This window comes from Serratia sp. 201, from assembly GCF_037027545.1.
GTDB classification, from domain to species: domain Bacteria; phylum Pseudomonadota; class Gammaproteobacteria; order Enterobacterales; family Enterobacteriaceae; genus Serratia; species Serratia bockelmannii.
Window position 1 is genome coordinate 1,271,781 of the sequence record NZ_JAXCHC010000001.1, and the last position, 22,311, is coordinate 1,294,091.

Sequence of the window (22,311 nt, forward strand, 5' to 3'; positions counted from 1 at the left end):
AAGCGCATCACAATTTGTGTGTCTCGCGCTGGACAGGCGGTGAAGCGCGTGCGAAACAATAATTTTGGCGAATAAACGAGGGCGGCGATGAATTTCAAACAGGTCTTCAGCCAGGCGGAGCTCAGCAAGACGGATCTGACGATTTTGCACTGCATTCTCGACAACCCGGACGCCTGCATCGACGACGGCATCCGCGCGGTGTCCGCACGCTGCTACAGTTCCCCCTCGACGCTGGTGCGGCTGGCTAAAAAGCTGGGCTTTCGCGGCTATCTCGAACTGGTCTATTTCATCAAGTTCAACCTGACGATGGCGCCGGCCTACCAGGTGGAACGCCCTACGTCGGCGGCACCGCCGGCCCAGCAGGCGCAGTTTCTCGATCTGCTCGACAGCGGCAAGATCCTGATCCACGGCAGCGGTTTTTCACAGCTGGTGGCGCAGTATATGTACAACAAGTTTATGACGCTGGGCGTAGACAGTTACCTGTCGCTGTGGCCGGATTTCGACATTCTTGACCGCGAGACGCGCTTTCGCTTCGACATGGTGATCGTGATTTCAAAGTCGGGCAACAGCGGCTCGGCGCTGAGCTGGAGCGAGGCGGTGAAGCGTAATCACATTCTGCTGGCGGCCTTCTGCGGCGACGGCGACAGCCCGCTGGCGCAGCAGGCCGATATGACCTTTCTGTTTGAGGATCGGCAAAAATACGATCACGATATCTACTATCCCAACCCATTTTTCGGCCACTGTCTGTTGGGATTCGAGAATGTGATCACCGCCTGGTTTGAACGACGCGGCCGCTGACGGCCGCATCGCACCGTTTAGCGCCAGTGCCTGGCATACTGACGGTGGGCCAGCAGGTACTCCTCCACCAGCGTTTTCGCCAGCGAGTAGGAGTTGACCAGCGGGTGCACCATCAGCGCCTTGATGGCCAGTTGGCGGTTGCCGGTCAGGATCGCCGCCACCGCCAGCCGTTCGTACTCTTTCACCTGCGAAATCAGGTTTTTCTGGGTGTCGGGAATATCGCGCATTTTGACCGGCTGAATCCCGGCGCTGCTCAATTCGCAGCTGATTTCGATCACGTCTTCCGGGTGCAGAAAATCGAGCGTGTCGCGGTTTTGCATCGATACCACTACGCGTTTTTGCCGGCCGCTGTTGACCGCCTCCAGAATGTCGATCGCCACCCCGGCATAGCCGCCGCTGTCCGGCTGCTCGATAAACTGTTGCAGCGTCAGCATCTCACGTTTTTTCACCTTGCCCTGGTTGGACTCGCGCTGCATGTAGGAGTTTTCGCGCTGCAGATAATGGCTGAAGTAGACAGAGAAGGCGTGTTCCAACTGGTGGGGGATGTCCAGCTCGCCTAACTCTGACAGCATTTGGCGGTTGATCGCCGCGATTTGTTCGCCGCGGGTCTCGCCGCCCGCGACGATGGCGGCGATCGCCTGCTCACGGTAGTAGTAATAGTAGAGATACTCGTTGAGCATCAAATTGTCTGACAGCGCCACCAGCTCCGGCGAGAAGTATTTCATGCAGGTATCGCGATACAGGCGCGGATCCGCCAGCAACCGTTCCGTGACCGGCTCGCCGTTGACGCGCGCATTGCGGAACCAGGAAAGATGGTTGAGGCCGAAGCAGTCGACGCTCAGTTGGTCTTCGCGGCAGTCCAGCAGCTCGGCCAGTTCGCGGATAAACTCGCTGGGGGCGTCGCAGATGCCGTAGACCCGGCGCTGGAAGCCGGATTTGATGATCGCCTCGGTCACCATGCCGGAAGGATTGGTGAAGTTGAACAGGACCGCGTCCGGCGAGGAAACCTGCTCGATCAGGCGGCAATAGTCGAGGATCGCCGGAATTGAACGCATCGCCATGGCGAAGCCGCCGGCGCCGGTGGTTTCTTGCCCGAGCAACTGGTGATTGAGCGCGATGCGCTCGTCATGGATGCGGCCTTCCTCGCCGCCGATGCGCAGGGTGGTGATGATGTAATCGGCGTCTTGCAGCGCCTGGCGCGGATCGCTGCTGAGGCTGAAAGCAATGTCGCCGCGAATGCGCTGGAATACGCCCTGTGCGAGGGCGCCGTAGATCGCCAGATGGCGCTCATCGGTATCCATAAACACCACTTCGGTAATGCCGATGCGATGGGCGTTATAGGCGATGGATTTGGCGAGGAACGGGGAACGCACGCCGCCGCCGCCGAGAACGGTTAATTTCATTCGATATCTCCCATTAATAAAGCGTTAGAGTGCCGCTAAATATTTCTCTACCTGATTTTTGACCTTGCCGACCGTGACGCCGTAAATCACCTGCACTTCACGGCGATTCTTCACCACGCCTTTGGCGCCGGTACTTTTCAACGCGGCCTCATCCACCCGCGCCATATCCTTTAATTCCACCCGCAGCCGGGTAAAGCAGTTATCGACGGAAATAATGTTTTCCTTGCCACCCAGCGCGCGAATAATGATGCCGCTTGGCTCGTCCGGGGTATTTTTACGGTTCCGGTAATCCTGTTTGGAATAGAGTTTGACGTCCTGATCATCTTCACGGCCCGGCGTTTTCAGATTGAGCTTCAGCACCAGCGTTTTGAACACCAGGTAATACACCGCAAACTGCACCAGCCCGATGACCACATACAGCGGCCAGCGGGTGAGAGAGACCGGCAGCGGCAGGTTGTAGGCCAGGAACTCGACCAGCCCGCTGGCGCCCCAGGGGCGCACCTGGAACAGGTTGCAGGCTACCTGCGAGAGCGCGGTCAACACGGCGTGGATCACCCACAACAGCGGAGAGATAAACAGGAAGGTGAACTCTATCGGCTCGGTGATGCCGACCAGGATCGAGGTGGTGATGGCCGGGATCAGAATCGCCTTGGCCAGCATTTTCTTTTCCGGTTTGGCGGTGTGATAGAAAGCCAATGCCGCGCCCGACAGGCCGAAGATGGTCACCATCCCTTGCTGCGAGAAACGCAGCGCCTCGTTCATCAGCGGCGAGATGCTTGGGTCGCGCATGTAGGCCAGGAAAATCGCCTGCGAGCCGGAGACGGTCTGGCCGTCTTGTACGATCGAACCGCCGATACTGGTGAGCTGGAACGGCGACCAGATAAAGTGGTGCAGCCCGGTGGGGATCAGAAATTTCTCGAAGAAGCCGTAGACGAATACCCCGAGCGAGCCGGCGCTTTTCATAAAGCCGGTAAGCGCGATCAGGCCCTGTGAGATAGCCGGCCACAGGTAGCTGAAGGCGACGGCGTACAGCATGATGATCGGCGTCATGGCAATCAGCACCAGCTTGGCGCCGCCGTAGACCGAGAACACGCCGTTGAGTTCGACGTTGCACAGGCGGTTATGCACCCAGGCAATCGTGACGCCGAGGATAAGACCGAGGAAAATGCCCATATCTACCACGGTAAATCCCAGCAGTTCCGTTTGCCCGGTGCCGTAATACTCACCGTTGATCTTGGCCGCGACGTGGCCGCTGAATTGCAGATAAGACGAATTGGCGCCGAGGAACATGATAAAGCACATCACCGCGACCAGCGCCGCTTCGCTTTTCTTGTCTTTGGCCAGGCCGTAGGTAATACCGATACAGAAAATCAGCCCGAGATTGCCGAATAACGGCCAGAAGGTATCGCCGATCATTTTACCGATAGAGAAGACGGCGGAATGTTCATTGATTAATGTGGCATTGGTAAGAATAGAACTGAGCGCCAGAATCAGACCGATTACCGGCAGGAAAAATATCGGCCCCATCATGGCTTTGGAGAAAAGCTGCAGCTTGTTTAAGATATTATCGATAATACCTTTCATGGCAGTTCCTTTTTATATTTTAATGGATGACGACGTTGCTGAATAAACTCCCTGAAAGCGAGAAAAATAAGGCACCTTGCCTGGATTCAGTTATAGGGGGAAGTTTTCGCCGCTGCAATCGGCGGGGCGGAAATAGGCACCGATGCTCACTGAGTGACAACCGGTGCCGGTTGTGAAGGGGATCACAACCGGGCGCGGCAGCGCCCGGCGGGAAGGATTATTCTGCCTTGGGCGAGCGATCGCGCATCACCCACTGGCTGGCGATCACCAGCACCAGCGACAGCAGCAGCAAAATGGTGGCCAGCGCGTTGACCTCCGGCGAGACGCCGACTTTCACCATCGAGTAGATCTTCAGCGGCAAAATCTCGTAGCTCGGCCCGGTGACAAAGGAGGAGACGACCACGTCGTCCATCGACAGGGTAAAGCTCAGCAGCCAACCGGCCGCCACCGCCGGCATCGCCAGCGGCAGGATGATTTTGCGCAGGATGGTAAACTCGCTTGCGCCGAGGTCGCGCGCGGCTTCCAGCATCTTCACGTCGAAGCCTTTCAGGCGCGCGTAGACGGTCACTACCACGAACGGCAGGCAGAAGGTGATGTGCGAGAACAGCAGCGACCAGAAGCCGAGCGAAATGCCCAGCAGCATGAACAGCACCAGCAGCGAGATGGCCATTACGATGTCCGGCGACATCATCACCACGAACAGCATGCCGCCGACGAACGGCTTGCCGCGGAAGCGGTAGCGGTACAGCGCCACCGCGGTCAGCGAGCCGATCAGGGTGGCGAAGGTAGCGGAGAGCACCGCCATGGTCAGCGAGTGCCCCGCGGCCTGCAGCAGGCTGTCGTTATTCAGCAGCGTGGCGTACCACTTGGTGGTGAATCCTTGCCAGTTGATGCCAAAGCGCGAAGCGTTGAAGGAGTTGACGATCAGGATGACGATCGGGATATACAGATAGGCGTATACCAGCGTCATAAAGCCGCCGCGTAGCAGACGTCCGATCATGCCAGATCCTCCTTCTTGTTCAGCAGGCGGGCGGCCCGGTAATAGACCAGCAGCAACAGCCCCATCACCAGCGTCAGGCAGATGCTGGTGGCCGCGCCGAACGGCCAGTCGCGGATATTGAGGAACTGGCTTTTAATCACGTTGCCGATCAATAGATTCTTGGCGCCGCCCATCAGATCGGCGACGAAGAACAGCCCCATCGCCGGCAGCACCACCAGCAGGCAGCCGGCGATAATGCCCGGCATGGTCAGCGGCACGATGATGCGGATAAAGGTCTGCAGCTTGCTGGCGCCGAGATCGCGCGCCGCCTCCAGGCAGGATTTATCGAGCTTTTCGATGCTGGAGTAGAGCGGCATCACCATAAACGGCAGCAGAATATACACCAGGCCGAGGATCACCGCTTCCGAGGTGTACATGATGCGCAGCGGCTTGTCGATGACGCCGATCCACAGCAGCGCGTCGTTGAGATAGCCGCGGGTGCTGAGAAACAGCTTCAGGCCGTAGATGCGGATCAGCGAGTTGGTCCAGAAGGGCACGATCAGCAGAAACAGCAGCAGCGGCCGCACCTTCTGCGGCAAGCGCGCCAGGATAAAGGCGAACGGATAGCCGATCACCAGGCAGCACACGGTGGCGATCAGCGCCATGTTCAGCGAGTGCAGCAGCACCTGGGCGTACAACGGGTCGAACAAGCGCCGGTAGTTATCCAGCGTGAACACCATCTGCACCAGGTTGGCGTCGTCGCGGGTCAGGAAGCTGGTGCCGATGATCATCAGGTTCGGCATGAACACGAACAACAGCAGCCAGGCGACGACGCCGACGATCACCACATTCTGGAAGACTTTACGCGATTTCTTCATCGGCCAGCACCACCTCCCAGCTTTCGACCCAGGTCACCGCCATCTTCTGGTTGAGCGAGTGATCGACGTCCGGATCGTCTTCGTTGAAGAACTCGCTGACCATCACCGTTTTGCCGTTCTCCAGCTCGACCACCGACTCCAGCGTCATGCCTTTGTAGTTGCGCTCACGCACGTAACCGATCAGCCCGTCGTGCTGCGCGCTGTCGTTCACTTCTTCCACCCGCAGATCTTCCGGGCGCAGCAGCACCTTCAGCTTTTGGCCCGGCTCCACCGGCAGATCGGCATAGATGTCGCACTCGCGGCCTTCGACGTTGGCGCGCACCCGCTGTGGATCGAGGCGCTCCAAAACCACCGCGTCGAAGATGTTAATCTCGCCGATGAAGCTGGCGACGAACAGATTCTTCGGCTCTTCGTAGATCTCACGCGGCGTGCCGTCCTGCTCGATGCGGCCTTCGCGCATCACCACGATGCGGTCCGACATGGTCAGCGCTTCTTCCTGATCGTGGGTGACGAACACGAAGGTGATGCCCAGCTTGCGCTGCAGCGCCTTCAGCTCGTTCTGCATCTGCTTGCGCAGCTTGTAGTCCAGCGCCGACAGCGATTCGTCCAGCAGCAGCACCTTCGGCTTGTTGACCACCGCGCGGGCGATGGCCACGCGCTGCTGTTGGCCGCCGGAGAGCTGGCCCGGCCGGCGCTTGGCGAACGTATCCAGCTGCACCATGCGCAGCGCCTCTTCGACGCGCGGCGTCAGTTCCGCCGCCGGCACCTTTTGCATGCGCAGGCCGAAGGCAACGTTGTCGAACACCGACATGTGCGGAAACAGAGCGTAGCTCTGAAACACGGTGTTGACGTGGCGATGCTCGGCCGCAATGGCGGTGATGTCCTGGCCGTCGAGCGCGATGCGGCCCCGATCGGCGTCTTCCAGACCGGCGATCAGGCGCAGCACCGTGGTTTTGCCACAGCCGGAGGGGCCGAGAATGGTGAGGAATTCGCCGTGATTAATCGTCAGATCCAGATCGGCAATGATGGTTTTGCCATCGAACGCTTTGCTCAGGGCATGCAGTTCAACAAGGGGAGTCGGAGAGGATGTCTCAGTCATTTATCGTATTACTCTATCCCGTGGGCTAATGCAGATAGAACCGCAACTGGAAAAGACTGCCGGAGCTTGCGGGATGCCCGCTGATCAAATGAAGCTCAAACCAGTTACGCCAATGGAAATTTTTCGAGCGCGCATGATAGACGCTGAATGCCGGAATTGAAAGCCGATCCGGCCCAGATGCCGCGTTTTTCATCATGATAGCGACAAATGACCCTGTGATGACAGCATTATTCCTCTCAGAAATCATCACAAAGATTAATGATATTGGCGAATTCTGGTTAAAAATGACCTGACGCAATATTTGATCCTGATCGGTTCCGCATAATGAAACGCGATATTCTGAGGGGCCGCTACCATGGACAAATTACTTGACCGCTTTTTCAACTACGTCTCTTTCGACACCCAGTCCAAAGCGAACGTAAAGCATGTGCCGAGCACCGACGGGCAGTTGAAGCTGGCGCGTGCGTTGCAGCAGGAAATGATCGCGCTCGGCTTCGAGCGGGTGTCGCTCAGCGAACACGGCTGCGTGATGGGCACCTGGCCGGGTAACGTCGCCTGGCCGGTGCCGGCGGTCGGTTTTATCGCCCATCTGGATACTTCGCCGGATTTCAGCGGCAAACACGTCAATCCGCAGATCGTCGAGAACTATCGCGGCGGCGACATTGCGCTCGGCATCGGTGATGAAGTGCTGTCGCCGGTGATGTTCCCGATCCTGCACCAGATGCTGGGGCAGACGCTGATCACCACCGATGGCAAAACGCTGCTGGGCGCCGACGACAAGGCCGGCATCGCCGAGATCCTCACCGCCATGGTGCGCCTGCGCGCGCGCAAAATCCCGCACGGCGACATCCGTGTGGCCTTCACCCCGGACGAGGAGGTGGGCAAAGGGGCGCAGCTGTTCGACGTGGCGGCCTTCAATGCCGAATGGGCTTACACCGTGGACGGCGGCGGCGTCGGCGAGTTGGAGTGCGAGAACTTCAACGCCGCCTCGGTGACGATCAAAATCCTCGGTAACAGCGTGCACCCCGGCAGCGCCAAGGGCGTGATGGTCAACGCGCTGTCGCTGGCCACCCGCATTCATCAGGCGCTGCCGGCGGACGAAGCGCCGGAGACCACCGAAGGCTACCAGGGCTTTTATCACCTCAGCAGCATCAAGGGCAGCGTAGAGCGCGCCGAAATGCACTATATCCTGCGCGACTTCGAGCGCGAGGGGTTCGAGGCGCGCAAACGCAAAATGGTGGACATCGCCCACGAGGTCGGCAAAGGCTTGCCGCGCGATTGCTATATCGAAGTGAGCATCGAAGACAGCTATTACAACATGCGCGAACAGGTGGCGGAGCACCCGCACGTGATCGCGCTGGCGCAGCAGGCGATGCGCGACTGCGACATCGAACCGGTGATGAAACCGATCCGCGGCGGCACCGACGGCGCGCAGCTGTCGTTCCGCGGCCTGCCGTGCCCGAACCTGTTCACCGGCGGCTACAACTACCACGGCAAGCACGAGTTCGTGACGCTGGAAGGCATGGAGCAAGCGGTGGCGGTGATCATGCGCATCGCGGCGCTGGCCGCCGAGCGGGCGCGGTAAACGGGACGCTTGCGATCGGCATAATCGCTTGCCGCAACAAGGCGTTGCTCATAGTGTGGAGGTACATTCCCCACGCATAAGGACCGCATGATGAGCACCGAATACCGTATCGCCAGCCCGCATTTGGCGCAGTTCGTTCAGGCGATTTGGCGCCAGGCCGGCAGTACGGCGCGCGAAGCCGAGCTGGTGGCCGATCATCTGGTGCAGGCCAATCTGGCCGGGCACGATTCGCACGGCGTCGGCATGATCCCCAGCTACATGGCGTCGTTGGCGCAGGGGCAATTACAGCTCAATCAGCACGCCGAAGTGGTGCGCGACGCTGGCGCGGTGCTGACGCTCGACGGCGCGCGCGGCTTCGGTCAGGTGGTGGCCAGCGAAGCGATGGCGCTGGGCATTGAACGCGCCGGCAAGCTGGGCCTGGCAGCGGTGGCGCTGCACAATGCGCACCATATCGGCCGCATCGGCCATTGGGCGGAGCAGTGCGCCCGCGCCGGTTTTATCTCGATTCACTTCGTCAACGTGGTGGGCGATCCGATGGTGGCGCCGTTCGGCGGCAGCGATCGCCGCTTCGGCACCAACCCGTTCTGCGCCATTTTCCCGCGGCCGGGCCGAACGCCGCTGCTGTTGGATTTCGCCACCAGCGGCATCGCCTTCGGCAAGACCCGGGTGGCCTATAACAAAGGGCTGTCGGTGGCGCCGGGCTATCTGATCGACGAACACGGGCAACCCACCACCGAACCGAAGGTGATGCACGAAGCGCCGTTCGGGTCACTGTTGCCGTTCGGCTTGCACAAAGGCTATGCGCTGGCGGCGATGTGCGAGATCCTCGGCGGCGCGCTCTCCGGCGGCCGCACCACCCACGACGCTACGCTGAAAGCCGACAGCGACGCCATCTTCAACTGCATGACGACCCTGATCCTCGATCCTCAGGCCTTCGACGCCCCGCAAATGCAGGCCGAGGCCGAAGCGTTTATCGGCTGGGTGAAGGCGTCGCCGCCGAGCGGCGAACAGCCGATCGCGGTGCCGGGAGAATGGGAAGAGGCCAACCGCGCGACGCGGCTGGAGCAGGGCATACCGATAGACGCCAATACCTGGCGGCAGATTTGCGCGGCGGCAGAGCAGGCGGGCATGGCGAATGAAGCGCTGGCCGGCTTTCGCGCGCAGGCGCGGCAGGCATAAAAAAAGCCACCCGGCAGGGTGGCTTGTTCGCGTACTCGCAATCAGTCGTTAAAGTACCAATAGCCGCTGTTGACCAGCGCGGTCAGCAGCGCCAGGAATGACGGATCGTCCACCGCGTCGCCGAGCAGGGCGGCGTCGACGCTGAAGTTTTGGCACAGGGCGTCTGCGGCCTGCAGTTGGTCGGTGTCGATCAGTTCGCCGTTGACGAAGCAGCGATCGCCGACCCGCAGCACGCGCAACCCGCCCAGGCGCTGCAGCGCTTCACCCTGTTGCAGCAGTTCGTAGATTTCCCCGGCCTGATACGGTGGCTCCGGCGGCGCCAGATCCAGCTCGTGGCGCGATTGGGAGATAAACTCGCCGAACCAGTGCTGGAAGTGTTCCGGCTGTTGCACCAGATCCAGCATCATCTGCCGTAAGGCGTCCACTTCCTGCGGCAGGATCTCCGCCGGGTGTTCGCGCAGTTTAACGTCCGGATCGCCGTAGCGTTTGCTGCCCAGCTCGCGTGCCAGCACGTAATCGGCGAAGCCGCTCACTAGCTCGCGGCCGTTCGGCGCGCGGAAGCCCACCGAGTAATTGAGCGCGTTTTCCAGCGCGTAGCCTTCATGCGGGAAGCCCGGCGGAATGTAGAGAATGTCGCCCGGCTCCATCTCTTCGTCGATGATGGCGTCGAACGGTTCGACCTGCAGCAGATCCGGGTGCGGGCAGTGCTGTTTCAGCGGCGTTTTTTCCCCGACGCGCCAGCGGCGGCGGCCAGTGCCCTGAATGATGAACACGTCGTACTGATCGAGGTGCGGGCCGACGCCGCCACCCGGCACCGAGAAGGAGATCATCAGGTCATCCATCCGCCAGTCCGGCAACTGGCGGAACGGGCGCATCAGCGCGGCGGAAGGCTCATGCCAGTGGTCCACCGCCTGCACCAGCAGCGACCAGTTGTTTTCGCTCAGGTGATCGAAGCTCTCGAAGGGGCCGTGCGCAACCTGCCAACGGCCGTCCTGGTGGCTGACCAGGCGGCTGTCCACTTCGTTTTCCATCGCCAGCCCGGCCAGCTCATCCGGGGAGATCGGATCGATAAAGTTTTTGAAGCCGCGCTTCAGAATCACCGGACGCTTTTGCCAATAGCGTTGCAAAAAATCGTTCCAGTCCAGATCTAATTGATAATCCATGTTCTATTCCAGGATAGAGGAGTGAGCCTGAGTGCGATTATAACGGAAGTTTGGCCCCGTGGATCGGGGCCGCAGCGGCATAATTTACTCGTTGTGGTGGGTGTCGTGCTGGCGGGCGAAGGTGACCTGCATGCGCGCGCCGCCGAGCGGACTGTCGCTGATGACGATTTCGCCGTCGTATTGCTCGATGATCTCCGCCGCCACCGACAGGCCAAGGCCCTGGCCGGGGCGCAGGGTATCCACCCGCTGGCCGCGCTGGAAGATCAGCTGGCGCTTGCTTTCCGGGATGCCCGGGCCGTCGTCGTCGATGACGATGGTGAGATTTTTCTCTGAGTGCAGCGAGGTGATTTCCACGAACTCCAGGCAGTATTTGCAGGCGTTTTCCAACACGTTGCCCATCACTTCCATAAAGTCGTTCTTCTCGCCCATAAAGGTCACTTCCGGCGAGATATCCAGCGTGATCACCACCCCTTTGCGCTGGTAAACCTTGTTCAGCGCCACCACCAGGCTGTCGAGCAGCGCCGGCACCGAGTGGATCTCGCGCGTCAGCACCGTCTGGCCGGAGTTGATGCTGGCCCGGTGCAGGTAGTAACCGATTTGCTGAGAGATGCGCCCGATCTGATCCAGCATGATCGGCTCGGCTTCTTCGATGGTGGTCTGCTTGCCGCTGCGCAGCGAGCGCAGGGTGCTTTGCAGCACCGCCAGCGGCGTTTTCAGGCTGTGGGTCAGATCCGACAGGGTGGTGCGATATTTGGTGTAGCGCTGGCGCTCGTTGCGCACCAGAATGTTCAGATTGCGCACCAGCCCGCGCAGCTCGCTGGGCGGATTCTCATCCAGCTGATCGCGCTCGCCGTTCTCCAGTTCGCCCACCTGATTGACCAGCGCCTTGATCGGCCGTAGGCTCCAGTAGGCCGCCAGCCACAGCAGTGGCACCACCAGCAGCAGGTTGGCCAGCAGCACGTAGCTGAACCACTCCCACACCACGTCTGAGCGCTGCAGCTCCTGCGGAATGCTGTCGACCACCACGATGGTCAACGCCGGCAGCCGCGCCGTGGCGGCATAGGTGTTGACCGCCACCGAGTGCGTCAGCGCGTTCTGATCGGTATCGTCATAATTCTTCAGCTGATCCTGCGCTTTGGGGTTATCCCCCAGCACTTCGCTACTGATGCGGGTATCGGTGTCAATTTCGTAGAAGCCGGACTCTTCCAGCCATTCCTTGTTGATCAGCTTCTCCAGCTCCGGCACTTTGCGCTGGCTCCAGAGCAGGTTGCCCTTATCGTCGTAGATAAAGACCAGCGTCGGGAAGTTGAGATCGATATCGGGGGGGATGGCGATGGTGAGCTTGTTGTCTTTCCACTGCGCCAGGCTGAAGAACAGGTTGCTCTCGCCGCGCAGCAGGCGGAAGGCGGTCTTGTCGAAGCTGACGATGTAGCCGACGACCGCCACCAAACCGTAAGAGAGCGACAGCGCCAGGATCACCCCGGCGGTCGCCATCAGGAAGCGGGCGCGCAGCGAAAACGGTTTTTTATTCTTGTTGAACATCATGTTCACTTCGCGTCAAAACGATAACCCTGGCCACGTACCGTGGTGATCACTTCATGCGGGTATTCCGCCTGCACCTTTTTACGCAAACGTCCCATCAGCACGTCGATGGTATGGCTTTCGCGCAGCTCGGCGTCCGGGTAGAGCTGCAGCATCAACGAATCCTTGCTCACCACCTTGCCGGCGTTGCGGATCAGGGTCTCGATGATGGTGTATTCAAAAGCGGTCAGCTTGATCTGCCGATCGTTGACGCTCAGTTCGCGGCGCGACAGATCGATCTGGAACGGGGGCAGCACGATCACCTGCGAAGCCAGGCCGCTGTTGCGGCGCATCAGCGCCTGCATGCGGGCGATCACTTCTTCCAGGTGGAACGGCTTGGTGACATAGTCGTCGGCACCGGCTTCCAGCACCGCCACTTTGTCCTGCCAGCTTTCGCGGGCGGTCAGCACCAGGATCGGCAGTTTGGTCTGGTGCGCGCGCCAACGGCGGATCAGGCTCAGGCCGTCTTCGCCCGGCAGGCCGAGATCGACGATGGCAATATCCGGCGCGTGTTCCTGCAGGAAATAATCGGCTTCCTTGGCGTCTTCGGCCGCGTCGACCTGATGGCCCATCTCGCGCATCTGAACGGAAAGGTGGTGGCGCAGCAAACCATTATCTTCAACAACCAGTACTCGCATGGCGAACTCCTGTGACTGTGCGGGTGAACGTCCTGTCACCCACGCGATAAAAGGGAACACGCTCTGCGGCGTGTCAGGGGATAACGCGGCCACCTGAACCATTTTGACAAAAAGTGCTGAGGCTATGGTAGGTATAACCCGCCCGGCTCGCAAGAGAACCGAAGCAATGTATTAAAATAAGCGTTATCAATTTGTTCGCCGACATTATCGACAAGTTCTGATAAACGTCGGATAAACAGCGACGGGGCAACGTTAAACGCAACTTAAACGCGCCAGGCATTGTCGCGAAAGCAAAATGTGAACCGGGGCGCTTGATAAGCTTTAAAGGTACTAATAAGGTATTATCGAGGTATCGGCATATTTTCTCAGGAGCGACGGATGAAGCAGTTAACCCAGGCAGAACGCATAGCGGGCGCACTTTACGGACAGATGCTGGGCGACGCGCTCGGCATGCCTTCCGAGCTGTGGCCGCGCGAGCGGGTTAAGCGCCATTTCGGTTGGATAGACGGTTTCCTTGATGGGCCGGCGGAGAACTCGGCCGCCTGCTACTTCAAGGCCGGGCAATATACCGACGATACCGCGATGGCGTTAGCGCTGGCCGATGCGCTGCGGGAAGCGAAAGGCGAGGTGGTGCCAGAGTTGATCGCCCGCAATGTGATCCGCTGGGTGGACAGTTTTGACGCCTTCAACAAGAACATTCTCGGCCCCAGTTCCAAACTGGCGCTGAGCGAGCAGAAAGCGGGAACGCCAATCGCCGAGTTGGAAAACAACGGCATCACCAACGGTGCGGCGATGCGCATTTCGCCTTTAGGCTGCGTGCTGCCGTCTGCGCCGCTGGAGGAGTTCTGTCAGCAGGTGTGGCTGGCCTCCAGCCCGACGCACAAATCTGACATCGCCGTCGCCGGGGCCGTCGCGATCGCTTGGGCGGTTGCGCGGGCGGTGGAGGGCGCGGACTGGGCCTCGATTCGCCTGGCGCTGCCGGGCGTGGCGGAGTATGCCCAGCGCCGTCAGGAGACGACGTTCAGCCCCTCGTTGGCGGCGCGTATCGAGCTGGCGTTTCAGGTGGTGGATGAAGCCAGCGATCCCGAGCAGGCCTCCGAGCGGGTGTATCAACTGATCGGCGCCGGGGTCAGCACCATCGAGTCGGTGCCGGCGGCGCTGGCGATGGTGCAGCTGGCGCAAACCGACCCTACCCGGTGCGCCGTGCTGTGCGCCAACCTGGGCGGCGATACCGACACCATCGGTGCGATGGCCACTGCGATTTGCGGCGCGCTGCATGGCGCTGAAGCGATCGAAGCCGGGTTGCTGGCGGAGTTAAAACGGATGAATCCGCTGGATATCGAGGCTTACGTTCAGGCGTTCGTGCGCTTTCGCCGCCGCCGGCAGGGCGAGGCATAACGGATCAGCTTTCGCTGGTAAACTCGTACATGTCGCTGCGGCAGAAGCTTTCGCTGTATTCGATCGGCTTCTTGCTGTGGTCGAACAGCGTTTGACGCACGATCAGCAGCGGCATCGGTTCTGATAATTGCAGCGCCCGGCGGATGTCGTCGTCGGCCATCGCCGCGCTGACCTGACTGCGCAGCGATCCCATTTCGACGTTATTGCGCCGGAAGTAGTCGTACAGCGAGATGCCGATCTCGTCGACGTTGGCAATCGCCGCCACCACCACGTAGGACACCGCCACCGACATCGGCCGCCGATCGATCAAGTGAATGCGTTTGAGTGTGTAGATCGGCGTTCCGGCCGCCAGCTGCAGCTTTTCAGCCAGTTCGGCGCTGGCGGGTACCCGCTCGCGGCTGATCCATTGCGTATCTGGCCGGCGCCCCTGCTGTAACACCTCGCTCGAGAATCCTTTGACGTCTGCCAAAGAATAGAACAGCTTCGGTTCGGGCCGTTGCAGTTGGATAAAGGTGCCGTAACCGCGTGAACGGCCGATGAGGCCGTCCTGCTCGAGGCAGGCCAACGCTTTGCGTACCGTGATGCGCGAGATGCCGAGCCGTTCGGTGAACAGGCGCTCGCTGGGCAAAAAATCCCACGCATTCAGCAATCCTTGATCGATAGCCTGGCGCACCGAGGCGTTGAAGCGCAAATACAGCGGCATCGCGCCCACGCTGGCCAGATCCTGCTGCAGTTTGTCCAGCAGACGCTGGTTGGTCTCCTTGCTCATAGCCGACGGAAATCCTGTAGCCGCATTGCGATGGCTTATTTAAGGGGATTTCGCCGGGCAGCGCAACTGCCGCCGCCAAGAGGGGAAATGGGGTAGAGTAGTGTGCAATCGCCTTAAGCTCGGAGAAACAGACTGCCCATGAGTGATCACCCACCCTACGCGGATGACGCGGCAATCCTGGCCGCCTTCGCGCAGCAGCGGCAACAAGGCCTGACCCGGCGCTCGGCGCTGCATCAGGCTCTGTTGCAACTGATTGCCGCCGGAGAACTGCCCTGGCGGGCGAAGCTGCCGCCGAGCCGTGCGTTGGCGGCCCGGCTGACGGTGGCGCGCGACACGGTGGAACAGACCTACGCGCGGCTGGAGGCTGAGGGGTTCATCAGCCGAACGGTGGGGCGCGGCAGCTTTGTGCGTTATCGTAGTGACACGCTGCTCGGCCGTGAACTGCTGACGACGGCGACGGGGCAAGAGGCGCGGCTGGCGGAGCGCGAGCTGAGCGATCGCGGCCGGGCGCTGCTGGCGGTCAGCCATACGCCGCACACCTGCCGCCAGGCTTCGCTGACGCCTTCGCTGGCGGACCTGCGGGCGTTCCCCATCGAGCAATGGCTGCAGCAGGAAAAGCAGGCGCTGCGGCGGCACGGCGAGCGATTATTGGGGTATGCCGATCCGCAAGGGCTGCCGGAGCTGCGCGCGGAGATCGCGCACTATCTGCAGCGGGAGCGGGGCGTCAAGGCGACGGCGGAACAGGTGATCGTGGTCACCAGCTCTCAGCAGGCGTTGGCGCTGTGTACGCAGGTGCTGTTCGATCCCGGCGATGCGGTATTCGTCGAAGAGCCGGGTTACCAGGGGGCAAAAAAACTGGTGCAGTCGGCGGGGCTGCAGGCGCGGCCGATCGGCATCGATGAACAAGGGCTGGACGTCGGGCAGTTGATGCAGGCTTCGGGCGGCGGGCGGGGCGTTTACATCACGCCGTCCCATCATTACCCGCTGGGGTATTCGCTGAGCCTCGAGCGGCGGCTGGCGCTGTTGCAGTGGGCGCAGCGCTGCCGGGCCTGGATCATCGAAGACGACTACGACGCCGAGTTCAACTACGACCGGCAAACCAAGGCGGCGCTGCAGGGACTGGACAGCGGCGGGCGTACGCTGTACATCGGCACCTTCAGCAAGACGCTGTTTCCGGGGCTGCGCATCGGTTTCATGATCGCGCCGCCTCAGTTGGTGCGGCCCTTGGTCGCCGCCAGGCAGTTTCAGGACGGCTACACGTCGGCGCTGGCGCAGATGACGCTGTTCCACTTCCTGCACGAGGGCGGCTACGCTGAGCATCTGCGCAATATGCGCACGCTGTACAAAGCGCGGCTGGACGTGCTGTACGACGCGGTGCATCGTCACCTTGCTGCCTGGACGCGTCCGGCGCTGCCGCAGGGCGGGCTGCAGCTGGTTTGCCCGTTGGCGGATGCGGCGACGGAGCGGCGGCTGGTGGTGGCGGCCGCCGAAAGGGGGATACGGCTGTACGGCCTGGCGGACTTCTACACCGGCACACCGCAGCGCGGGGCGTTGGTGCTCGGCTTCTCGGCCTATACGCCGGATGAGATCGTGCGCTTTATCGCCACGCTGGCGCAGGTGTTCAACGCGCTGCCGGTGGAAAGCGATGGCTAAAATTGGTCTGCTCTGTGTTTCAGATTGGTCCGTATTGTACCGCCGCCATGCGGTGTATTCTGCCGCTATCCGATTATTTCCCTAATGGAAATAATATCTTACACCGTGAGGCGCTATGAACCCATCAAACCCTGAAGTGACTATCCGCAGAATCAATGGCGACGACAAAGCGCAATGGCTGGCGCTCTGGCAGGGCTATCTCGACTTTTACCGCGCCGATGTGGCGCCGCAGGTGACCGATCGCACCTTCGAACGCCTGGGGCAGGATGAACAGGTGTACGGGCTGGTGGCGGAGGATGCCGACGGCCAGCTACTGGGGCTGATGAACCTGGTGTTCCACCCGTCCACCTGGAGCGCAGTCGGCTATTGTTATATCGAAGATCTCTATGTGTCGCCGCAGGCGCGCGGCCATAAGGTGTCGGAAAAGCTGTTCGAACAGGCGTACCGATTGGCAGAGACGCGCGGCAGCGATCGGGTCTACTGGATGACCCAGGAGTACAACGCGCCGGCGCGCTCGCTGTACGACAAAATCGGCAGAAGAAGCTCGTTTATCGTTTATACCCGTTAACCGCAGGAGGCGTGTATGGCAATGAATCGTTATGGTCAGCCGATTGGCGAACCGATGCCGGATTGGCAGCCGGCTCGCCGTCCGGGCGGCGCGACGCTCGGCGGGCGTTTCTGCTCGCTGGCGCCGCTCGAGCCGCAGCGGGATTACGCCGCGCTGTTCGAGGCGTTTCAACTGGCGCCGGACGGCCGCGACTGGACCTATCTGTCTATCGAACGGCCCGACACGCCGGCGGCGATGCTGCAGCATCTGGAAACGCTGCAAGCCAACCCGACGCTGGTTAATCTGACGGTGTTCGACGCCGCCAGCGACGCGCCGGTGGGCACGGTGGCGCTGATGCGCATCGACGAGGCCAATGGCGTGCTGGAGATCGGCCACGTCAGCTGGTCGCCGTTGATGAAACAGCGCTCCAGCGCCACCGAGGCTATCGCGCTGCTGCTGCGCTATGCCTTCGACACGCTGGGCTACCGCCGCTGCGAGTGGAAGTGCGACAGCCATAACGCACCCTCCCGCCAGGCTGCGCTGCGCTTTGGCTTTCGCTACGAGGGTAACTTCCGCTATGCGGTGATCGTCAAGGGGCGCAGCCGGGATACCGACTGGTTCGCCATCACCGCCGACCGGTGGCCGACGGTACGACAGGCGCTGGCGCGCTGGCTTAGCGCGGACAACTTCGATGCGCAGGGGCGGCAGATAGCTCGGCTGCAGGTGTTGCGCGGCGAATAATAAGCAAAAAGGCGGCCCGCGGGCCGCCTTTTTATCGGGCTAAAGCGCTTACTTCAGCTCGTCGACCAGGGTGGTGGCGCGGCCGATGTAGTTGGCAGGGGTCATCGCTTTCAGACGGGTTTTCTCTTCTTCCGGCAGCGCCAGGCCATCGATGAACGCCTGCATGCCGGCAGCGTCCACGCGCTTGCCGCGGGTCAGCTCTTTCAGCTTCTCGTAAGGCTTCTCGATGCCGTAACGGCGCATCACGGTCTGGATCGGCTCGGCCAGCACTTCCCAGTTGTGATCCAGTTCGTCCAGCAGGTGTGCCTGATTCACTTCCAGCTTGCTGATGCCTTTCAGGGTGGCCTGGTAGGCGATCAGCGCATAGCCCAGGCCCACGCCCAGGTTACGCAGCACGGTGGAATCGGTCAGGTCGCGCTGCCAACGGGAGACCGGCAGTTTGCCCGCCAGGTGGCCCAGCACGGCGTTGGCCAGGCCCAGGTTGCCTTCGGAGTTTTCGAAGTCGATCGGGTTGACCTTGTGCGGCATGGTGGAAGAACCGATTTCGCCGGCGATGGTCTTCTGCTTGAAGTGGTTCAGGGCGATGTAGCCCCAGATGTCGCGGTCGAAGTCGATCAGAATGGTGTTGAAACGCGCTACGCAGTCGAACAGCTCGGCGATGTAGTCATGCGGCTCGATCTGGGTGGTGTACGGGTTCCAGGTGATGCCGAGCGAGGTCACGAACGCTTCGCTGAACTGATGCCAGTCCACTTCCGGGTAAGCGACGATGTGGGCGTTGTAGTTGCCGACCGCGCCGTTGATTTTACCCATGATCTCCACGCGCTCCAGCTGGCGGTATTGGCGCTCCATGCGGTAAGCCACGTTGGCGAACTCTTTGCCGACGGTCGACGGGGTCGCCGGCTGGCCATGGGTGCGCGACAGCAGCGGGATATCGCGGTATTCCAGCGCCAGCCCTTTCAGCGCATCGATGATTTTACGCCAGTAAGGCAGCACCACGTCCTGACGGGCGCTTTGCAGCATCAGCGCGTGCGACAGGTTGTTGATGTCTTCGGAGGTGCAGGCGAAGTGGATGAACTCGGACACCGCGTGCAGCGCAGGCACCGCCGCCACTTTTTCCTTCAGGAAATACTCGACCGCTTTCACGTCGTGGTTGGTGGTGCGCTCGATGGTTTTGATACGCTGAGCGTCTTCTTCGTTGAATTCAGCGACGATTTTGTCGAGGAAAGCGTTTGCGTCGGCGTCAAAAGCGGGAACTTCCTTGATTTCTGCGCAGGCGGCCAGTTTTTGCAGCCAACGTACTTCAACCTGTACGCGGAATTTCAGCAGACCGTATTCGCTGAAAATGGGGCGCAGTGCGCTGACTTTATCACCGTAGCGTCCATCAACGGGGGAAACGGCGGTCAGTGAGGATAATTCCATCGGTAGCAACTCCTGGGATCGATTAACAATGAGCAACGATATTTTGCGCCTGCTTGAACAGACGATTACGGGAAAACATTAACTGCAGGCGGCTGCCGCCAACCTGTTGCCACAGCACGGCGGCGCGAATGCCGGCCAGCAGCGTGGCGCGAACCTTGGCCTGCACCTGCGGGTTCTGCAAGATAGCCGGCGAGCCGGTTACCTGGATACGCGGCCCGAGCGGGCTGACCACGTCGACGTAAATGCCGGCCAGCGCGCTGATGATGGTGTCTGACTCAAGATCGAAGTGCGCCAGCTGGCGTTCGAGTTGGCCGAGGCGTTCACCGAGCGTGTTCATCGCCTGTTTGTTGGCGTTGAGCTTGCGCTCCAGCACCATCAGGCTGATGGTGTAGCGGGTCAGTTCCGCGCCCGGCCCTTTGTTGTTGGCGTTAAGCACGCCCATCAGGGTTTCGAGGCCGACCATCAAATTGCGCTCCTCGCCGCCGAACACCGCCAGCGTGGAGGGCGGGTCCATCTGCAGCAGGCTTTTCAGCGAGGTCTGAAAGGCTTCGCGATTGCATTGCCCTTCGTGGGCCAGTTGCTGAACCAAACGCGCCGCCTGGCTGATGCCCGCCATGGCCAGCGTGATGTCATAATAATTCTTCGCCACGAATACTCCTGTAAACGCTGTGAACGGTACATGGCTTACTGCATAAGGTTGTGTGTATCGCCAGGGTAACGGCGGCGGCCGCGAACGGGAACGATCGGGCGTGGCTGTAACAACGATGACAACGAATGCCGCGGATCATGCCACAAAATCGAGGGTAAACCCAGCGTCTAATACGCCCGTAACGAGGCGGAGGCGCCGTGCGGCGCAGAACTGCGCAAATAGGCGGCGAAAATCGCCGGCGTGGCGACGCGAACTTATTGTTGCGGCGGCAAATAAAGTGCGGCGGCTGCATCTATACTGCCAACGTGAGCCCTCAAATAAAGACCTTTATATGCACGTAAAAAACAAGCAGCCGCTGCCGGCGGTGACGCTGGCGGCCATCGGCGTGGTGTACGGCGATATCGGCACCAGCCCGCTGTACACCCTGCGCGAATGCCTGACGGCAGAGGAGGGCATCACTATGACGCCGGCCTCGATCTACGGCTTTTTGTCGCTGATCTTCTGGCTGCTGACGCTGGTGGTGTCCATTAAGTACATTTGTTTCGTGATGCGCGCCGACAACGACGGCGAGGGAGGGATCCTGACGCTGATGTCGCTGGCGATCCGCAAGCTGGATGCGCGCTGGGTGCCGGCGGCGGTGCTGATCGGGCTGGTGGGGGGCAGCTTCTTTTATGGGGATGGGGTGATCACCCCGGCCATTTCGGTACTGTCGGCCATCGAAGGCCTGCAGATCATCGCCCCCGAGCTGGACAGCTTTATTGTACCCCTATCGCTGCTGGTGTTGACCGCATTGTTTGCGATCCAAAAGCACGGCACCGGCAGCGTCGGCAAATTGTTCGCCCCGGCGATGGTTATCTGGTTCCTGACGCTGGCGCTGCTGGGCATCGGCGGTATTCTGCATCACCCCGGCGTGCTGCGGGCGCTGAACCCTTACTGGGCGGTGAATTTCTTCCTCGAATACAAGGCGGTGTCATTCTTTGCGCTGGGCATGGTGGTGTTGTCGGTCACCGGTGCCGAAGCGCTGTACGCCGATATGGGCCACTTCGGTAAAAAGCCGATCCGTTTGGCGTGGTTTACGCTGGTGGCACCGGCGCTGGTGTTGAATTATTTCGGCCAGGGGGCGCTGTTGCTGGCCAATCCGGCGGCGATCAACAACCCGTTCTTCCTGCTGGCGCCGACCTGGGCGCTGATCCCGCTGCTGGTGATCGCCACGCTGGCGACGGTGATCGCCTCGCAGGCGGTGATCTCCGGCGTGTTCTCGCTGACGCGCCAGGCGGTGCGGCTGGGCTACCTGCCGCCGATGCGTATCATCTATACCTCCGATCAGGAATCCGGGCAGATTTACATTCCGGTGGTGAACTGGCTGCTGTTCGCAGCGGTGCTGATCGTGATTATCAGTTTCAAACACTCCAGCAACCTGGCGTCGGCTTACGGCATCGTGGTGACCGGCACCATGCTGCTGTCGTCGATTTTGCTGAGCATTGTGGCGGTGAAAAACTGGGGCTGGCCGCGCGCGCTGGGCGGGCTGATGCTGCTGGTCATGCTGTGCATCGACGTACCGCTGTTCGGCGCTAACCTGATCAAGCTGGCGACCGGTGGCTGGCTGCCAGTGGCGCTCGGGCTGACGATTCTGCTGATCATGCTAACCTGGAAGACCGAGCGCTCGCGCCTGATCCGCCGGTTGCGCGATAATCAGGAAGGGCTGAGCGCGCTGATCGAGTCGCTGGAGAAGGCGCCGCCGAAGCGGGTGCCGGGCACCGCGGTGTTTATGGAACGCACACCGCATGCGGTGCCGCTGGTATTGTTGCACAACCTGAAGCACAACAAGGTGTTGCATGAGCGTGTGGTGCTGCTGACCATCGTCACCACCGACATGCCGTACGTGCACAACGTGCAGCGGGTGGCGATCGAACAGCTGTCGGCGAGCTTTTGGCGGGTGGTGGCGAGCTACGGCTGGCGCGAGACGCCCAACGTGACGGACATCCTTTATCGCTGCGGGCTGGAGGGGATGAGCTTCACCATGAACGAGACCTCGTTCTTCATGTCGCGCGATACGCTGGTATTGGGCAAGCGCCCCTGGTATCTGCGCGTGCGTGGCAAGGTATTTCAGCTGTTGCAGCGCAACGCGCTGAGGGCGCCGGATCTGTTCGAAATCCCGCCGAATCGGGTGATTGAACTGGGGGCACAGGTGGAATTTTGAATAAAAAAAACGCTGCGGCAAACGCAGCGTTTTTCTTGCGACAGACGA

At 60.8% G+C, this 22,311-nt stretch carries 20 protein-coding genes; 8 read left to right on the plus strand and 12 right to left on the minus strand.

Annotation, left to right across the window (positions count from 1 at the left end; all coding sequences use genetic code 11):
* Window positions 1–87 precede the first annotated feature (87 nt).
* Window positions 88–798, plus strand: a complete 711-nt coding sequence (locus WA302_RS06550; protein WP_025302506.1) for a MurR/RpiR family transcriptional regulator — start codon at window positions 88–90, stop codon at window positions 796–798.
* A gap of 17 nt (window positions 799–815) precedes the next feature.
* On the opposite strand, the gene WA302_RS06555 is transcribed toward WA302_RS06550, so the two are convergent.
* The 6 genes from WA302_RS06555 to WA302_RS06580 form a co-directional block, all read right to left on the minus strand.
* Window positions 816–2,201, minus strand: a complete 1,386-nt coding sequence (locus tag WA302_RS06555; protein WP_025302507.1) for a family 4 glycosyl hydrolase — start codon at window positions 2,199–2,201, stop codon at window positions 816–818.
* Window positions 2,202–2,225: 24 nt separating this feature from the next.
* Window positions 2,226–3,785: a PTS transporter subunit EIIC gene (locus WA302_RS06560; RefSeq protein ID WP_025302508.1), complete on the minus strand. Its 1,560-nt coding sequence runs from the start codon at window positions 3,783–3,785 to the stop codon at window positions 2,226–2,228.
* Window positions 3,786–4,002: 217 nt separating this feature from the next.
* Complete coding sequence (gene potC / locus WA302_RS06565; RefSeq protein WP_043141506.1) at window positions 4,003–4,785, minus strand: spermidine/putrescine ABC transporter permease PotC; 783 nt, start codon at window positions 4,783–4,785, stop codon at window positions 4,003–4,005.
* Window positions 4,782–5,642 (minus strand): spermidine/putrescine ABC transporter permease PotB, encoded by an 861-nt coding sequence (potB, locus tag WA302_RS06570; protein ID WP_043141503.1) that lies wholly within the window; start codon window positions 5,640–5,642, stop codon window positions 4,782–4,784. The genes potC and potB overlap by 4 nt, the downstream gene beginning before the upstream one ends.
* Window positions 5,626–6,741, minus strand: coding sequence for a spermidine/putrescine ABC transporter ATP-binding protein PotA (gene potA, locus WA302_RS06575; RefSeq protein ID WP_049207153.1), 1,116 nt, complete (start codon window positions 6,739–6,741; stop codon window positions 5,626–5,628). Before potA ends, potB begins: the two co-directional genes overlap by 17 nt.
* A gap of 25 nt (window positions 6,742–6,766) precedes the next feature.
* Entirely contained in the window at window positions 6,767–7,039 is a 273-nt protein-coding gene (locus WA302_RS06580; RefSeq protein WP_141997848.1) for a hypothetical protein, read from the minus strand.
* A 57-nt stretch (window positions 7,040–7,096) separates the two neighbouring features.
* Here WA302_RS06580 and pepT point away from each other — a divergent pair, with 57 nt between their 5' ends.
* Window positions 7,097–8,326: a peptidase T gene (gene pepT / locus WA302_RS06585; RefSeq protein WP_060447277.1), complete on the plus strand. Its 1,230-nt coding sequence runs from the start codon at window positions 7,097–7,099 to the stop codon at window positions 8,324–8,326.
* 90 nt (window positions 8,327–8,416) lie between these two features.
* A complete protein-coding gene (locus tag WA302_RS06590) occupies window positions 8,417–9,505 on the plus strand; it encodes a malate/lactate/ureidoglycolate dehydrogenase (RefSeq protein WP_043141499.1) in 1,089 nt (362 codons plus the stop codon).
* Window positions 9,506–9,546: 41 nt separating this feature from the next.
* Here the strand turns inward: WA302_RS06590 and WA302_RS06595 are convergent, their stop codons facing one another.
* From WA302_RS06595 to phoP, 3 genes are all read right to left on the minus strand, one after another.
* Window positions 9,547–10,668: a ribosomal protein uL16 3-hydroxylase gene (locus WA302_RS06595; protein WP_033638200.1), complete on the minus strand. Its 1,122-nt coding sequence runs from the start codon at window positions 10,666–10,668 to the stop codon at window positions 9,547–9,549.
* Between the two features lie 84 nt (window positions 10,669–10,752).
* Window positions 10,753–12,210 carry a two-component system sensor histidine kinase PhoQ gene (gene phoQ, locus WA302_RS06600; RefSeq protein WP_025160271.1) on the minus strand — a complete coding sequence of 486 codons (1,458 nt, stop codon included), beginning with the start codon at window positions 12,208–12,210 and terminating at the stop codon, window positions 10,753–10,755.
* 5 nt (window positions 12,211–12,215) lie between these two features.
* Window positions 12,216–12,887, minus strand: coding sequence for a two-component system response regulator PhoP (phoP, locus tag WA302_RS06605; RefSeq protein WP_025302513.1), 672 nt, complete (start codon window positions 12,885–12,887; stop codon window positions 12,216–12,218).
* Between the two features lie 378 nt (window positions 12,888–13,265).
* Between phoP and WA302_RS06610 the strand changes: the two genes are divergently transcribed.
* Entirely contained in the window at window positions 13,266–14,285 is a 1,020-nt protein-coding gene (locus WA302_RS06610; protein WP_025302514.1) for an ADP-ribosylglycohydrolase family protein, read from the plus strand.
* Between the two features lie 4 nt (window positions 14,286–14,289).
* Here the strand turns inward: WA302_RS06610 and WA302_RS06615 are convergent, their stop codons facing one another.
* Window positions 14,290–15,054: a GntR family transcriptional regulator gene (locus tag WA302_RS06615; RefSeq protein WP_261456306.1), complete on the minus strand. Its 765-nt coding sequence runs from the start codon at window positions 15,052–15,054 to the stop codon at window positions 14,290–14,292.
* Window positions 15,055–15,192: 138 nt separating this feature from the next.
* Here WA302_RS06615 and pdxR point away from each other — a divergent pair, with 138 nt between their 5' ends.
* The 3 genes from pdxR to WA302_RS06630 all read left to right on the plus strand — a co-directional run bounded on the left by pdxR (window position 15,193) and on the right by WA302_RS06630 (window position 17,995).
* Window positions 15,193–16,707 carry a MocR-like pyridoxine biosynthesis transcription factor PdxR gene (gene pdxR, locus WA302_RS06620; protein ID WP_043141493.1) on the plus strand — a complete coding sequence of 505 codons (1,515 nt, stop codon included), beginning with the start codon at window positions 15,193–15,195 and terminating at the stop codon, window positions 16,705–16,707.
* Window positions 16,708–16,822: 115 nt separating this feature from the next.
* On the plus strand, window positions 16,823–17,275 hold the full coding sequence (locus WA302_RS06625; protein ID WP_043141490.1) for a GNAT family N-acetyltransferase: 453 nt from the start codon (window positions 16,823–16,825) through the stop codon (window positions 17,273–17,275).
* Window positions 17,276–17,290: 15 nt separating this feature from the next.
* Complete coding sequence (locus WA302_RS06630; protein WP_025302521.1) at window positions 17,291–17,995, plus strand: GNAT family N-acetyltransferase; 705 nt, start codon at window positions 17,291–17,293, stop codon at window positions 17,993–17,995.
* Between the two features lie 48 nt (window positions 17,996–18,043).
* Here the strand turns inward: WA302_RS06630 and purB are convergent, their stop codons facing one another.
* Window positions 18,044–19,414 (minus strand): adenylosuccinate lyase, encoded by a 1,371-nt coding sequence (purB, locus tag WA302_RS06635; RefSeq protein ID WP_033652066.1) that lies wholly within the window; start codon window positions 19,412–19,414, stop codon window positions 18,044–18,046.
* A gap of 22 nt (window positions 19,415–19,436) precedes the next feature.
* Window positions 19,437–20,063: a high frequency lysogenization protein HflD gene (gene hflD, locus WA302_RS06640; RefSeq protein ID WP_025302523.1), complete on the minus strand. Its 627-nt coding sequence runs from the start codon at window positions 20,061–20,063 to the stop codon at window positions 19,437–19,439.
* A 331-nt stretch (window positions 20,064–20,394) separates the two neighbouring features.
* Between hflD and kup the strand changes: the two genes are divergently transcribed.
* Window positions 20,395–22,263: a low affinity potassium transporter Kup gene (gene kup / locus WA302_RS06645; RefSeq protein WP_336063341.1), complete on the plus strand. Its 1,869-nt coding sequence runs from the start codon at window positions 20,395–20,397 to the stop codon at window positions 22,261–22,263.
* The last annotated feature ends 48 nt before the right edge of the window (window positions 22,264–22,311 follow it).

Coding starts and splice junctions, on each gene's coding strand:
- WA302_RS06550 (WP_025302506.1), top strand. CDS start 88: ATGAATTTCAAACAGGTCTTCAGCCAGGCGGAGCTCAGCAAGACGGAT.
- WA302_RS06555 (WP_025302507.1), bottom strand. CDS start 2,201: ATGAAATTAACCGTTCTCGGCGGCGGCGGCGTGCGTTCCCCGTTCCTC.
- WA302_RS06560 (WP_025302508.1), bottom strand. CDS start 3,785: ATGAAAGGTATTATCGATAATATCTTAAACAAGCTGCAGCTTTTCTCC.
- potC (WP_043141506.1), bottom strand. CDS start 4,785: ATGATCGGACGTCTGCTACGCGGCGGCTTTATGACGCTGGTATACGCC.
- potB (WP_043141503.1), bottom strand. CDS start 5,642: ATGAAGAAATCGCGTAAAGTCTTCCAGAATGTGGTGATCGTCGGCGTC.
- potA (WP_049207153.1), bottom strand. CDS start 6,741: ATGACTGAGACATCCTCTCCGACTCCCCTTGTTGAACTGCATGCCCTG.
- pepT (WP_060447277.1), top strand. CDS start 7,097: ATGGACAAATTACTTGACCGCTTTTTCAACTACGTCTCTTTCGACACC.
- WA302_RS06590 (WP_043141499.1), top strand. CDS start 8,417: ATGAGCACCGAATACCGTATCGCCAGCCCGCATTTGGCGCAGTTCGTT.
- WA302_RS06595 (WP_033638200.1), bottom strand. CDS start 10,668: ATGGATTATCAATTAGATCTGGACTGGAACGATTTTTTGCAACGCTAT.
- phoQ (WP_025160271.1), bottom strand. CDS start 12,210: ATGTTCAACAAGAATAAAAAACCGTTTTCGCTGCGCGCCCGCTTCCTG.
- phoP (WP_025302513.1), bottom strand. CDS start 12,887: ATGCGAGTACTGGTTGTTGAAGATAATGGTTTGCTGCGCCACCACCTT.
- WA302_RS06610 (WP_025302514.1), top strand. CDS start 13,266: ATGAAGCAGTTAACCCAGGCAGAACGCATAGCGGGCGCACTTTACGGA.
- WA302_RS06615 (WP_261456306.1), bottom strand. CDS start 15,054: ATGAGCAAGGAGACCAACCAGCGTCTGCTGGACAAACTGCAGCAGGAT.
- pdxR (WP_043141493.1), top strand. CDS start 15,193: ATGAGTGATCACCCACCCTACGCGGATGACGCGGCAATCCTGGCCGCC.
- WA302_RS06625 (WP_043141490.1), top strand. CDS start 16,823: ATGAACCCATCAAACCCTGAAGTGACTATCCGCAGAATCAATGGCGAC.
- WA302_RS06630 (WP_025302521.1), top strand. CDS start 17,291: ATGGCAATGAATCGTTATGGTCAGCCGATTGGCGAACCGATGCCGGAT.
- purB (WP_033652066.1), bottom strand. CDS start 19,414: ATGGAATTATCCTCACTGACCGCCGTTTCCCCCGTTGATGGACGCTAC.
- kup (WP_336063341.1), top strand. CDS start 20,395: ATGCACGTAAAAAACAAGCAGCCGCTGCCGGCGGTGACGCTGGCGGCC.